The following is a 12,712-nucleotide window of genomic DNA, read 5'->3' as shown; positions in this document are numbered from 1 at the left end:
CTCCGTTTGGGATCGGATGCGCTCAGGCGCGCTCGATGCAGGCTGCGATGGCGGCACCCACCTCTTCGGTGCGCGCCCGTCCGCCGAGATCGCCCGTGCGCGGGCCTTCCTTCAACGTGGCCTCGATCGCGGCGAGGATCGCGTCGTGCGCGGCGCGGCCTTTGCCCGTGTGCTGGCCAAGAAAATCGAGCATCATCGCGGCCGACCAGATCATGGCGATCGGGTTGGCGATGCCCTTGCCCGCGATGTCGGGCGCGGAGCCGTGCACGGGCTCGAAGAGCGACGGGAACGACCGATCAGGGTTAAGGTTGGCCGAGGGCGCGAGGCCGATCGTGCCCGTGCAGGCCGGCCCGAGATCGGAGAGTATGTCGCCGAAAAGGTTGGTTGCCACCACCACGTCGAAGCGGTCGGGGTTGAGCACGAAGCGCGCGCTGAGGATGTCGATGTGCTGTTTATCCCAGGCGACGTCCGGGTAGCGGACTGCCATTTCCTCGGCGCGTTTGTCCCACCACGGCATGCTGATCGCGATGCCGTTGCTCTTCGTGGCCACGGTCAGCTTCTTGCGCGGGCGCCGTTGCGCGAGATCGAACGCGAACTTCAGTACGCGCTCGCTGCCGTGTCGCGTGAAGATGGCCTCTTGCACCACGAATTCGCGCTCGGTACCTTCGAACATGACACCGCCGACAGACGAATACTCGCCCTCGGTGTTTTCTCGCACGATCCAGAAATCGATGTCGCCCGCGCGCCGGCCGGCGAGCGGCGAAGGCACGCCTTCAAAGAGCCGCGCCGGGCGCAGGTTCACGTACTGATCGAACTCGCGTCGGAACTTGAGCAGCGACCCCCACAGCGAGATGTGGTCGGGCACCTTGGCGGGCCAGCCCACGGCACCGAACAGAATGGCATCGCAGCGCAGGAGCTGCGCCTTCCAATCGTCGGGCATCATTTGCCCATGCTTTTCGTAGTAGTCGCAGCTCGCCCACTCGATGTGGTCGTACTCGAGCTCGATGCCGAAGCGCCGCGCCGCGGCGTCGAGCACGCGCAAGCCCTCGGGCATGACCTCGGTGCCGATGCCGTCGCCCGGAATCACGGCGATTCGATATTTGTCAGCCATCGTGGAATGCCTCCGTCGTCGTTCTGCAGAAATGGGGGAAAGCTGAAAGTCGGCACGTGGCAGCGGGTTGAGCGCCAAGGCGTCAATCTCCCGTGGCCACGCGGCGGCGGGCACCTACCCCGCCGGTTATACATTCCGATCATCGAGCATTTTATTCCTCGCTCCATCGCTTAGAATGAGCCCTTTGGTTAAGTCACTATTCACGATTCGTGGATAAACATCCGCACCGATGAATGCTCCGTCCGCACCCGAACTCGACGATCTGCGTGTGTTTTGCGCCGTGGCACGGCTCGCGAGCTTCAGCGCGGCAGCCGAGGCGCTGTCGGTCTCGGCCGCCTACGTCAGCAAGCGCATCGGGGTGCTCGAGGCAACGCTCGGTACGCGGCTGCTTCATCGGTCGACGCGCCGTGTGGCGATCACCGAGGCTGGCGAGCGCGTATATGCGTGGGCCGAGAAGATCATCGACGATGTCGAACACCTCGTGGAGGATGTTTCGACGACACGGCGCGTGCCGCGCGGAACGCTGCGCATCTCGAGCAGCTTCGGGTTCGGCAGGCACGTGCTCGCGCCGGCGCTGGCGCAATTCTCCGAGCGCTATCCTCAGCTCAGCGTGCGGCTCGATTTGTTCGATCGCCTCGTCGACGTGGCGGGCGAGGGTTTCGATCTCGACGTTCGTATCGGCAACGAAATCGCCTCGCACCTGATCGCGAAGCAACTCGCATCGAACCATCGCGTGCTCTGCGCGGCGCCCGCGTATCTCGAACGGCATGGCACACCCAGGCATGTGAACGATCTGGTGGCGCATGCGTGCCTGGCGATCAAGGAGCGCGACCATCCGTTCGGCGTCTGGCGTCTTGATGTGCGCGGCGAGACCGTCTCCGTGAAGGTGACCGGGCCGCTCTCGACGAACCATGGCGAGGTGGCCGTGCAATGGGCGCTGGCCGGGCGGGGGATCGTACTGCGCTCGCTGTGGGACGTGGGGCCGCTCATCGATGCGGGCCGGTTGTGCCGCGTTCTGCCCGAGGTCACGCAGCCGGCCGATGTCTGGGCCGTTTACCCGGCCCGGCTTACGCAGTCGGCGAAGGTGCGGGCGTGCGTGGATTTTCTCTCCGAGGCGTTTTCGACCGGGCAATTGCAAGCAACCGACGATTCCCGCTCAGACTGAGATGGGCGTCGCGTGCGGGCCTTCGAGCCGGGATTTATTTCTCGACTCAATTCGATGATCGGAAATAATTGCCTTTCGGTGCGTCTGAATTGACAGGCCTGGCCGGTACTGATAATTTCGCCCATCGTTTTGGGGCTCCTCTATACTCGCGACGCCTTAACGGGTGCATCGATCTGCTGGAGTCACTATGCATTGCGCATTTTAAGAAGAGAATAATCCGTGAGCTACGGGGTCCTGCCGCGCGCTCTGTCAGATATTACCGTCCCAAAGAGGCGTGCAATTCGGTTCGAATTCGCCGCGTCGCAATGCTGGCTCGAACGGTGGCTGTAACGCCTCGGTATCATTAGGCTGCTCCGCGAAGGCTTCGGTGCTGCCGGTTGTACGGCCGAATCAGTTGCGGCGCTCAGCGGTGAGCGGGATCCGGTGGGGGCCGAACCGACCGCGCTCCAGCATACCGGCGACATATTGACTCATTGTGAGAAGAAAAATGGCCGAAACAGCAAGCTCTTATCACGTCATCGCGCAGGGTGCCGCCGTGACGATGTCCAACCGGCCGGGTCCACGTCATATTGAGATTCCGGCCGATCGCCCGGGCGTGGTGATTTTCCTGCATGGTGTAAACGATCCCGGCGTGAGCTACGAGCACGTTGAACGAGGCCTGTGCGAAGGGCTCAACGAGCGGTTGAGCAGAAGGGATTTGCGTCCGGGGGAGTATGGGGCTGAGTTTCGCAACGCGAAGGAGGCCACGTACAAAGATCCCCGATTCGATCGCCAAAAGGAAGTCAAATACGACCCGGACACGTATCAGTTCCAACGCACGGAATCCGCACAGAAAGGCCAGGAGACGCATAGCATGCTGATTCCATTTTATTGGGGATACCGTGCGTCGCCGAGCGAGATCAAGGGAGGCGAAAAGCATCCGGTCATGCTGCGAGGGCAATATCAGGACATTCACGGGAACCGGCTAAGCAAAAACTTTGCGAAGGGCGGTGGGATGTTCAACAATGCGACGACGAACATTCCCGAGATGTATGGAACGGGGTTCCAGCAGAGCACGGGCAACCGGATGGCCGCGCTCGTGGGCATGAGCGACTATCAGTACAGCTCCACGAGCCCGCATCGTCGCTATCAGGTACTGGCGGCGGTGCGCCTTGCGATGCTGATCCTTGAGATTCGACGCGCGGATCCCGACGAAACCATCACGGTCATGGCGCACAGCCAGGGCACCGTCATCACGCTGCTCGCCCAGGCGATGCTTGCGGAAAGCAAGGAGCAGGGGGCCCGCTGCGCGGATTGCATCATCATGGTGGACAGCCCGTATAGCCTGGGCGAGCCGTTTCTGGCCCAAGTCGCGCAACCGTCGGCGGTGCAATATACGACGCGGGGCAAACTCAACACGTTGCTCGAAATTGTCAAGGCAGTGACGACGAGCCCTCATGCGGCTCCGGGGCTTGATGAACTGGGGGCGCAGAATCCGAAGTACGGTGGCCGCACGGGCAAAGGCTGGTCGCTCACTCAGGCGACGCGGATAGACAGCAAGGACGGCTCGACGCACGTGTTTGCCGAGCGGGACAACCGGGGAAAGGTGTATCTGTATTTCTGCACGGAAGACACGACGGTAGGATTGCCCAATGTAAAGGGCATCGGCACTTACGGCGTAGCGAATACGATTGACGAACACTGGAATTCGAACGCACAAGACGGGGGCCAGACAAAAGCGACGCTCAAGGCGATGGATGCGTTGAAGGAGCACCGGTTTTATCAGCGGCTTTGGAGCAAGGGCGGCAACATGGCAGACGGAAAGCCGTGCGCGATTGGCAAGGCGCCGCCATGTATCGAACGTGTCGCGCAGGGCCCGACCGGCAAAGCGGAAGACCGGCTGATCAATGCGGAGGGAGTCGTACCACCGTACGTGCCCAACCTATACGGTGACGAAGCCGAGAGGGGAACGGCCCGAGAACCGGGCAAGGATCGGCCGGACCACGTGCTTCGTGACACGCTGCTTGGAAACCCGAACGCGCGCGTGAAAACCGTCATTGTCAACGACGCCCCTGCGGATGTCGCGCTCAAGGGGCGCGACGCCGTAGCGGCGTGGTTCAACGGTCGGTCACCGGATCCAGAAGACCATACGGCCTGGGTGCGGCAGGTCAGTGGCGCGGGTATGCAGTTGTTCGAACGCGAGGAGACGCCGAACGAAACGCGTGCGCGTTTGGAGAACGACCGCGCGAAGTGGGACAAGAACTCGTATCACTCGGCGATCTTGCGCGACGCCGATAATATGCGGCGTGTCGCTGCGATGGATGTCGCCATTGGGCAGGCGAAGTGTCTGGACGATCCGGATATGCGGAACTTGCTTATTCTCATCGCTGACTGGAAGATCGACCCCGACGTAATGAACGATATTATGGCGAATCCGTGCTACAACAGGCGCCTTTTGCAGAGCTCGCGGAAGTTGGTGGAGGCATGTTTCAAATATTACAAGCGGGGATTATTCCCATCGGAATATGTACCGACTGAGCCGCCGCAGATGATCGACCGCGAGACTGTCATTGACCGGATGGTGCGTCGATGAAGAGGACTTTAATCTTCCTGTCGCGCTCCAAAGTGCTTCCCTACGTGCTGATTTTGGTGGGACTGACGATTGCGTGGCTCGGATATTCACTGTTTCGCTCCTACCGATATTGGGCGATTACAGGACAACTGGATGATGAAATGGGAAGTGCGATGCGCAACGGTCTGCTTGTGATTGCTTCAGTGGGAGCCTTGGCGTTCTTGGGGCACTGGATATGGAGAGCGTCGAGTGGGCATGAAAATACATCATCGATGCGCCCTGCTGTCGGGACACCGACGGCTATCGCGACCTCCGTGAATCCGGATGTGGCGCGCGTGCTTGCAGGTACCGGCGAGAGATACGCACTCGAAATCCGGGCGATTGGTCTAGCCGTATCTGGACGGCATCAGGATACGGTATGGAAGCAGTTGAAAGAGAAAAACAACAATTTCGAGTCACTACTATCAGCCGATGCCGACGAGTATGGAGCTAGCCGCGACCAGCGCCGCATTTTCTCCCAAGTCGATACCGGCGCTGCATTCAGGTACGCTGCAGGCGAAGCCGTCGATCATTGGCCGATTCCAGTGATTATCGTCGGGCCACCAAGGGGGGCGGACACCCCGTGGGACCGAGCGGCGAGCCGGATCGTCGATGCCCGTCAAAAGGCGGGGCTCGGCGTGACGGAGTTCCTCTGGCTGAGTGATCACAACACGACCAGCGCAGCCCCTGCTGTTACGGAGCTATTCGAATTCTTCGACAAGCATCCAGACGTCCCCGCCGCGCTGCTGGTGTCGCAGGATGGGATGCAATATCGCTGGCATAAGTTGACGCCCGGTACGCCACCGGAGCCACCCGGTCCGTTCATCCCGCCGATCCCGGACAGTATGGGAGGACTGCTGGTTACCCGGACTGACCGGGTAGACCGTTTGGTTCGACCTTATGCCGTGCAAATGACTGCGGACATCGACAAGACCAAGACGCAATACGATGTGGTGAAACAATGGAATTTCTACTGGGACAAGGATACTCAGGCCCAGAGAGACGCAGAAGCGAGAGGGGAATACGAGCCGGGCACGATGAAAGCCGACTGGTGGATTTCTCAGTTGCCGGAGTTATGGAAGCAAATCGGCAACAAGGGGCCGGGCGACTTCAAGCCGAGCCCTTTTCTGCCGGTACGATGGGCGAACTGGCAAGTTGAAGAGTTCGACGAAGCCCCCCGGCTGGGCTACCTGCACCGCCCCGTGGAAGTGAAGCTGACCGATGACCATGGTAAACCGTTGAAGCGCGCCGACGAGGCACAGCGTCTGCAGGACGGCTGGAAACAGGCATTGGCCACGCTCCCCGAAGGCGTAAAACCTGCACGCGTGTTTTACGACACGACGCTGGATCGTGCATGGGCGATTCCGCTGACGCAGGCATTGCGAGGCGACGGGCTTGACCTCGGCAATGTGGAGGAAGGCTACGACATTGGCCGCCGGATCGGCAACACGGGAGTGAGTTCGGCGCTGGTACAACTGTGCCTCGCGACGGTGGCGGGCTACGAGCAAGGCGGTGCGAGCGCAACGGTGAATCTGATCGACGGAAAGTCGGCGAGCATCGTGATGGTGAGCCCGCCGGATGCGGCGAGCAAAGCCGCAAACCAAAAGAATCGCGGCCCGAATCCGTTCAAGTATCGGACACCTTGATGGTCAGCCGAACAGACGGAGAGCAAGAACGGACAGCGTACGATGATGAATATCTTTGCCGTTATCGTTCGCCGACATCCCTATATACGGGTTCTTGTCGGGCTGAAGATTGCATGACAGGGATATCTGATGTTTCGCATCCCATCGATGCAGGGATCTCAAAGGACAACTCGTGATGGGATGGAGCGTGAATGTGCGCAATGGCCTACTGGTGATCGCTTCGGTGGGTGTGTTCGCGTTCCTGGGGCATTGGATGTGGAATGCATCGGTGGGGCATGAAAGCGCCTCATCGATGCGGGCACCGGGTAACGCGCCGGCCATAATCGGCACGTCCGTGAATCCTGACGTGACTCACGTGCTTGCAGGCACAGGCGAGAAATATGCGCTGGAAATCCGCGCGATTGGCCTCGCGGTGAAGGGGGCGCATCAAGACACGGTATGGAAGCAGATCCAGGAGAAGGCGAACAACTACGAGACGATTCTTTCGTCCGATCCGAAAAGCTGCGGAAAGAACCGCGACGAGCGGAGGGTTTTTTCGGATGTCGCGACGGGAGCTGCATTCGAATACGCCGCAGGCGAAGCCGTCGATCACTGGCCGGTGCCCGTGATTATCATCGGGCCGCCGAGAGGGCCCAATTCGCGCTGGTACCGCGCCGCAGTTGAAATTGTAGGAGGGCGGCAGAGTGCGGGCCTGGGTGTGACGGAGTTTCTCTGGGTGAACGATCACAACACAACGAGCGCTGCGCCGGCTGTTACGGAGCTATTCGAATTCTTCGATAAGCATCCGGACGTTCCGGCCGCATTGATCCTGACGCAAGATGGGATGCAATACCGATGGGCAGCCGAGACGCCCGGTACGCCACCGGAGCCACCCGGTCCGTTCATCCCGCCGATTCCGGACAGTATGGGAGGACTCCTGGTTACCCGGACTGACCGGGTAGACCGTTTGGTTCGACCTTATGCCGTGCAAATGACTGCGGACATCGACAAGACGAAGACGCAATACGATGTGGTCAAACAATGGAATTTCTACTGGGACAAGGATGCTCAGGCCGAAAAAGCCGCGAAAGCGGCGGGCCAGTACGACGCCGGCACGATGAAAGCCGACTGGTGGATTTCTCAGTTGCCTGAGTTGTGGAAGCAAATCGGCAACAAGGGGCCGGGCGACTTCAAGCCGAGCCCTTTTCTGCCGGTACGATGGGCGAACTGGCAAGTTGAAGAGTTCGACGAAGCCCCCCGGCTGGGCTACCTGCACCGCCCCGTGGAAGTGAAGCTGACCGATGACCATGGTAAACCGTTGAGGCGCGCCGACGAGGCACAGCGTCTGCAGGACGGCTGGAAACAGGCATTGGCGACACTGCCCGAAGGCGTAAAACCTGCGCGCGTGTTTTACGACACGACGCTGGATCGCGCATGGGCGATTCCGCTGACGCAGGCATTGCGAGGCGACGGGCTTGATCTCGGCAATGTGGAGGAAGGCTATGACATTGGGCGCCGGATCGGCAACACGGGAGTGAGTTCGGCGCTGGTACAACTATGTCTCGCGACGGTGGCGGGCTACGAGCAAGGTGGTGCGAGCGCAACGGTGAATCTGATCGACGGAAAGTCGGCGAGCATCGTGATGGTGAGCCCGCCGGATGCGGCGAGCAAAGCCGCAAACCAAAAGAATCGCGGCCCGAATCCGTTCAAGTATCGGGCACCTTGATGGTCAGCCGGGTGGTGGGGGGAAAGATACCCATTCCGGCTTCCGGCCACCTAACCGTGCGGAAACAGCACCTCGAGCGGATAGTGCGTCTTGACGAACGGCGACTTGATGATGACGTAGCTGAAGTACTTTTCGATGCCGATATCGCGTTCGAGCAAGCCTTCGATCACGCTCTGATAGTGGCTCACGCTGCGCGTGACGAACTTCAGCAGGTAGTCGTATCCGCCGCTCGCGAGGTGGCATTCGACGATCTCGTCGACATGGCGGATTGCATCGACGAAGCGAATGAAATCCTCCCGCCGATGATCGGCAAGCGTCACCTCGGTGAATACGATTTGCACGTCGCCGAGCTTTTCGAGCTGAATCTGTGCGCCATAGCCGGCGATATACCCGGCTTTCTCGAGCCGCTTGACGCGGATGAGGCACGGGCTCGGCGAGAGGCCAACGGCGTCGGCGAGCTCGACGTTCGTGATGCGCCCTCGCTTCTGAAGTTGCGAAAGTATCCGCAGATCAATCCGGTCCAGCTTGCAGTCGCCGCTCATCGTCTGTAATCGCCTGCGCCTTGCGAGGAAAACATGGCGGCTACTTTAGCACGCGTGAGCGCCAATTCCGCTACCTAATGCGGCGCGAACGTCGCTTTGCGCCAGCACATCGTCGAGCGTGCGCGCGAGCCGCTCGAAAAGCAGGTCGAATTCGTCCGCCGTATAGGACAGCGCGGGTGCGAAGCCGAGAATATTATCGCCGAATGCGCGGAAGATCAGCTTGTTGCGATAGGCCGCCGCCGCGATCCGCTCGGGCAGCTTCAGCGCGGGATCGAAGCCGGCTTTCGTTTCCTTGTCGGCAACCAGTTCGAGCGCGCCCAGCAGGCCGCGGTGGCGCGAGTCGCCCACGAGCGGATGCGCGAGCAGTGCGTCGAGCCCCGCGCCGAAGCGCGGTGCGAGCGCCTGCGCGTTGTCGAGCAAACCACCCTCGTGGTAAAGCCGCATGACTTCCAGGCCGATCGCCGCGCTGACCGGATGCGCCGAGTAGGTGTAGCCGTGCCCGATGGCCGCATCGGAATCGGCGTCGGCCAAGCCGCGGTAGATTTCGTCGGACATCATGACGGCCCCCATCGGCGCGTAGCCGGCCGTCAGCCCCTTCGCGATCGTCATCAGATCCGGCTCGACGCCTTCCGCTTCGCAGGCGAAGAGCGGGCCGGTGCGGCCGAAGCCCGTGATGACTTCGTCGGCGACGAACAGAATGCCGAGCCTGCGGCAGGCCTCGCGCATGGCCTTGAGCCAGCCGACGGGCGGCACGATCACGCCGCCGGACCCCTGAATTGGCTCGCAGAAGAAAGCGGCCACACGCTCGGCGCCGCCGAGCGCCGCGACTTTCGCCTCGAGCGCCTTGACGGAGGCGGCGATGAGCGCGGCATCGCTCGCATAATCGCTGCGGTAGGCGTAAGGCGAGGCAATATGATGCTGGTGCGGCAACGGCACATCGAAATGCCGATGAAAGGCGGCAAGCGCGGTTAGCCCCGAGCCTGTGGACGACGAACCGTGGTAGCCGCGCTCGAGAGCAATGAACTGCTTTTTATGCGGGCGCCCCGTGGCGTTGAAAAAGTGCGTGATGAAGCGCACGGCCGAATCGACGGCATCCGAGCCGCCGAGCGTGAAATAGACGTGCCGCAGCGATGCGGGTGCGCGTTCGACGAGCTGGCTCGCGAGCTCGATGGCGGGCGCATTGCCGAAATGAAAATAGCCGGTGGCATAGGGCAGCTTGCGCATCTGTTCGGCGGCTGCCGTGACGATGCTCTCGTGGCCGTAGCCGACGTTGACGCACCAGAGCCCCGAGAACGCATCGAGCAGTTCGTTGCCTTCGGCGTCGCGCACGAATGCGCCGCGTGCGGATTCGAGAACGGTGACACCGCGCGCTTCGTGCGCGCGATAGTTGACCACGGGGTGAATCAGATGTTGACGGTCGGCTTCGATAAGCGAGGAGATCGGCATGGTGGCGTACTCTGCGAGCATGAACGGGAGACGCTTCGATACTACCGGCGAGCCGCCACGCGGCGCTGCACGAAAAAAACACTCGAAAAGCGCGACGCGCGCGTTTTAGACAGGGTGTGCAGCATTTTCTGCTGTGGAATGCGGGGGCCGGGGCGCGGCGTTGATCAATACCCGCGGCTGCGGTCGATCTGGCCGATCATCGGCAGTCCTGACCAATGCCGCCGCAGGTTGTCGAGCACCGCTTCGACGGCGGTTTCCGGGCGCGTGGCGCTCGCGATGTGCGGTGTGATGCGTACGCGCGGGTGACGCCAGAGCGGATGGTCGGCAGGCAGGGGCTCGGGATCGGTGACGTCGAGCAGCGCGTAGGCGAGATGGCCATCGTCGAGCACGCCGAGAAGATCGTCCTGGCGCAGGTGCGGGCCCCGGCCCGTCTGGACCAGCGAGGCGCCGCGGGGCAGCTTGCGCAGTAGCGTCGCGTCGAGCATCCCGCGCGTCTCGTTCGTGAGCGGCAGCAGGCACACGAGCACGTCGGTGCGAGCCAGGAACGCGTCGAGTTCGCGTGGGCCCGCATAGCATGCGATGCCCTCCAGCCGCCTGGGCGAGCGGCTCCAGCCCGCGCACGGAAAGCCGAAAAGACGTAGCCGTTCGAGCACGGCGCTTCCAAGCATGCCGAGGCCGAGCACGCCTACCCGGCACGACGAGGCGGGGCGAACCGGCAATGGCCGCCATACGCCTGCTTCCTGCTGACTCGCATAGTCGAACAGGTCGCGCTGCAGGCTGAGAACGGCCTGGCAGACGTATTCGACCATGCCTTCGACGATCCCGGGCTCCATCATTCGCACGACCGGAATCCGGGCCGGAATGCCGCCGAGATCGAATTGATCGACACCCGCTCCGACGGAGAAGACGATTTCGAGATTCGGCAGCGTGCGTGCAGGGTCTTCGGGCGGCTGCCACGCGGCGAGATAGCGGACTTCGGCCGGATCGCCCACGTCGGGCCAGACACGAAACGGCAACTGCGGTGCGCGTTCGGCGAACAGGCGCGCCCAGGTCTCGCCGCGCGCGGGATCGGCTTTGTAGAGAAACGTCATCGGGTCGGCATCCGTCAGCAAATGGCCTGATTGATGATGCCGTACTGCGCGTAGGTGTCATCGTGCAACGCGATGCGATCGCCGTTGCGTGCCATCTTTGCCACATGGTCGACGCGCGAGAGCCCGAGCGCCTCCAGCCAGTCGGTCAGGCCCGCTTCCGCGGGCACGTCGATACGCACGAACATGCCGGGATTGCACGCCAGCCAGTGGCCGATCAGCGCCTTGGCGCGGAATGGGTCGTCGGTTTTAGGCGCGACCACAGGGCCGATGGCGCGGCCGCGGCCGAAGCGGCGAAAGAGCGCGAAGCCGATCAGTTCGCCGTCGCGATCGAGGCCGATGCCGTCCGCGGTCTCGAGGAGCGCCGGCAGTACCTCGGCACGATCGAGGCCGCTCGTGCGCGATGCGAGCTCGACGAGGCGGGGCAGATCGCTCGCGCCGAGCGGACGCAGGCGCTCGGCCGGCGGCAGGCTCACGAGCGCGGGCTGCAGGGCGGCACCCTGATGTTGGTCGAGCGCGCCGATCGCGCGAAAGCCGAGTTGCTCGTAGAGCGGCCGGCCGGCTGGCGTCGCGTGCAGCATAGTGCCCCGCGAGCCGAGTTCCTCGAGCGCGAGCTCGGTAAGCCGGCGGCCGATGCCGCGACCCTGATGCGACGGTGCGACGATGACCATGCCGAGCGACGCCGTCTGGCTGCCGTACTTCCAGCACAGTGCCGTGCCGACCAGCGTCGCGCCTTCCACCGCCGCGAAGCCCGTGCCGATACCGGTTACGAACCGCCAGTCCTCCACGCGATGCGGCCACTTCAGCTCGACAGTGAGCGCGTGCGCCGCCGCGATGTCTTCTTCGGTAAAGCGCCGATAGTGGATAAGAGCCGACACACGTTTCCCCTCGGTAGCCTGTTCATCGACACTTTCGCACGCCCGCCCACGCGGTGACTAGGACGATCTTTTCGTGACTTGGAAGTTGGTCTGCCGCTCTGATGGCAATGATTGCATTTTCTGGAGGGGGGCTATCGTTGCTGGCAATCATGCCTGAAATGCCTGGAGGTGGAGCATGGCCAATCTTCTCGTTCGCAATGTGGATGACGTACTCGTGCAGAGCCTGCGTGAGCGCGCTGCGGCGCACGGCCGCAGTGCCGAAGCTGAACATCGCGAGATCTTGGCCAGGGCGCGTCAACGATCTGACCGTCGTGACGCGGAACGTCGATGATTTCCGGTATACGGGCGTGCGCGTACTCAATCCATTCGCAAGCGGCTGAAGGCTCGAATCAGCGATACTGCCGGCTTCGCGCCACGCCCTTCCACACAAAATCGCTGATTCCCCCCCGACGACGCGCGCGTTATACCGTCCGGCGATTTTTGTCGGCGAAATATGCTGCGCCCCTCGCCGTACGATTTTTCATGAGCCGCGCTTGCCTTT

Annotated in this window: 9 protein-coding genes and 2 pseudogenes; 6 read left to right on the top strand and 5 right to left on the bottom strand. The window is 62.2% G+C overall.

Annotated elements, in window-relative coordinates; translation table 11 throughout:
- Positions 1-22: 22 nt before the first annotated feature.
- Positions 23-1,111, bottom strand: coding sequence for a tartrate dehydrogenase (locus U0034_RS21420; protein WP_085224991.1), 1,089 nt, complete (start codon positions 1,109-1,111; stop codon positions 23-25).
- Between the two features lie 229 nt (positions 1,112-1,340).
- Here U0034_RS21420 and U0034_RS21415 point away from each other — a divergent pair, with 229 nt between their 5' ends.
- The 4 genes from U0034_RS21415 (at position 1,341) to U0034_RS21400 (ending at position 8,217) form a co-directional block, all read left to right on the top strand.
- On the top strand, positions 1,341-2,276 hold the full coding sequence (locus tag U0034_RS21415) for a LysR substrate-binding domain-containing protein (RefSeq protein WP_085224993.1): 936 nt from the start codon (positions 1,341-1,343) through the stop codon (positions 2,274-2,276).
- A gap of 487 nt (positions 2,277-2,763) precedes the next feature.
- Positions 2,764-4,848, top strand: a complete 2,085-nt coding sequence (locus U0034_RS21410; protein ID WP_085224996.1) for a T6SS effector phospholipase Tle3 domain-containing protein — start codon at positions 2,764-2,766, stop codon at positions 4,846-4,848.
- Positions 4,845-6,512 (top strand): type VI lipase adapter Tla3 domain-containing protein, encoded by a 1,668-nt coding sequence (locus tag U0034_RS21405; protein ID WP_085224998.1) that lies wholly within the window; start codon positions 4,845-4,847, stop codon positions 6,510-6,512. The genes U0034_RS21410 and U0034_RS21405 overlap by 4 nt, the downstream gene beginning before the upstream one ends.
- Before the next feature lie 175 nt (positions 6,513-6,687).
- Positions 6,688-8,217: a type VI lipase adapter Tla3 domain-containing protein gene (locus U0034_RS21400; RefSeq protein WP_170151699.1), complete on the top strand. Its 1,530-nt coding sequence runs from the start codon at positions 6,688-6,690 to the stop codon at positions 8,215-8,217.
- A 50-nt stretch (positions 8,218-8,267) separates the two neighbouring features.
- Here the strand turns inward: U0034_RS21400 and U0034_RS21395 are convergent, their stop codons facing one another.
- The 4 genes from U0034_RS21395 to U0034_RS21380 all read right to left on the bottom strand — a co-directional run bounded on the left by U0034_RS21395 (position 8,268) and on the right by U0034_RS21380 (position 12,171).
- Entirely contained in the window at positions 8,268-8,759 is a 492-nt protein-coding gene (locus U0034_RS21395; protein WP_085225000.1) for an Lrp/AsnC family transcriptional regulator, read from the bottom strand.
- A 45-nt stretch (positions 8,760-8,804) separates the two neighbouring features.
- The gene (locus U0034_RS21390; protein ID WP_085225478.1) at positions 8,805-10,205 is read right to left on the bottom strand and encodes an aspartate aminotransferase family protein; all 1,401 of its coding nucleotides are present in this window, start codon (positions 10,203-10,205) and stop codon (positions 8,805-8,807) included.
- A 164-nt stretch (positions 10,206-10,369) separates the two neighbouring features.
- Positions 10,370-11,296, bottom strand: coding sequence for a 2-hydroxyacid dehydrogenase (locus U0034_RS21385; protein ID WP_085225480.1), 927 nt, complete (start codon positions 11,294-11,296; stop codon positions 10,370-10,372).
- 14 nt (positions 11,297-11,310) lie between these two features.
- Positions 11,311-12,171: a GNAT family N-acetyltransferase gene (locus U0034_RS21380; protein WP_085225002.1), complete on the bottom strand. Its 861-nt coding sequence runs from the start codon at positions 12,169-12,171 to the stop codon at positions 11,311-11,313.
- Between the two features lie 175 nt (positions 12,172-12,346).
- On the opposite strand from U0034_RS21380, the pseudogene U0034_RS21375 reads away from it, so the two are divergent.
- Both U0034_RS21375 and U0034_RS21370 read left to right on the top strand, forming a co-directional pair.
- Positions 12,347-12,484, top strand: a pseudogene (locus U0034_RS21375) (FitA-like ribbon-helix-helix domain-containing protein); the annotation flags it as partial.
- Positions 12,465-12,551: pseudogene (locus tag U0034_RS21370) on the top strand (VapC toxin family PIN domain ribonuclease); the annotation flags it as partial. The pseudogenes U0034_RS21375 and U0034_RS21370, both read left to right, overlap by 20 nt.
- Between the last annotated feature and the right edge of the window lie 161 nt (positions 12,552-12,712).

The sequence above is a fragment of the Trinickia caryophylli genome, from assembly GCF_034424545.1.
Classification (GTDB): domain Bacteria; phylum Pseudomonadota; class Gammaproteobacteria; order Burkholderiales; family Burkholderiaceae; genus Trinickia; species Trinickia caryophylli.
Note: the sequence above shows the minus strand (reverse complement) of the source record. Positions and strands in the feature narration are given on the sequence as shown.

Coding starts and splice junctions, on each gene's coding strand:
- U0034_RS21420 (WP_085224991.1), bottom strand. CDS start 1,111: ATGGCTGACAAATATCGAATCGCCGTGATTCCGGGCGACGGCATCGGC.
- U0034_RS21415 (WP_085224993.1), top strand. CDS start 1,341: ATGAATGCTCCGTCCGCACCCGAACTCGACGATCTGCGTGTGTTTTGC.
- U0034_RS21410 (WP_085224996.1), top strand. CDS start 2,764: ATGGCCGAAACAGCAAGCTCTTATCACGTCATCGCGCAGGGTGCCGCC.
- U0034_RS21405 (WP_085224998.1), top strand. CDS start 4,845: ATGAAGAGGACTTTAATCTTCCTGTCGCGCTCCAAAGTGCTTCCCTAC.
- U0034_RS21400 (WP_170151699.1), top strand. CDS start 6,688: ATGGGATGGAGCGTGAATGTGCGCAATGGCCTACTGGTGATCGCTTCG.
- U0034_RS21395 (WP_085225000.1), bottom strand. CDS start 8,759: ATGAGCGGCGACTGCAAGCTGGACCGGATTGATCTGCGGATACTTTCG.
- U0034_RS21390 (WP_085225478.1), bottom strand. CDS start 10,205: ATGCCGATCTCCTCGCTTATCGAAGCCGACCGTCAACATCTGATTCAC.
- U0034_RS21385 (WP_085225480.1), bottom strand. CDS start 11,296: ATGACGTTTCTCTACAAAGCCGATCCCGCGCGCGGCGAGACCTGGGCG.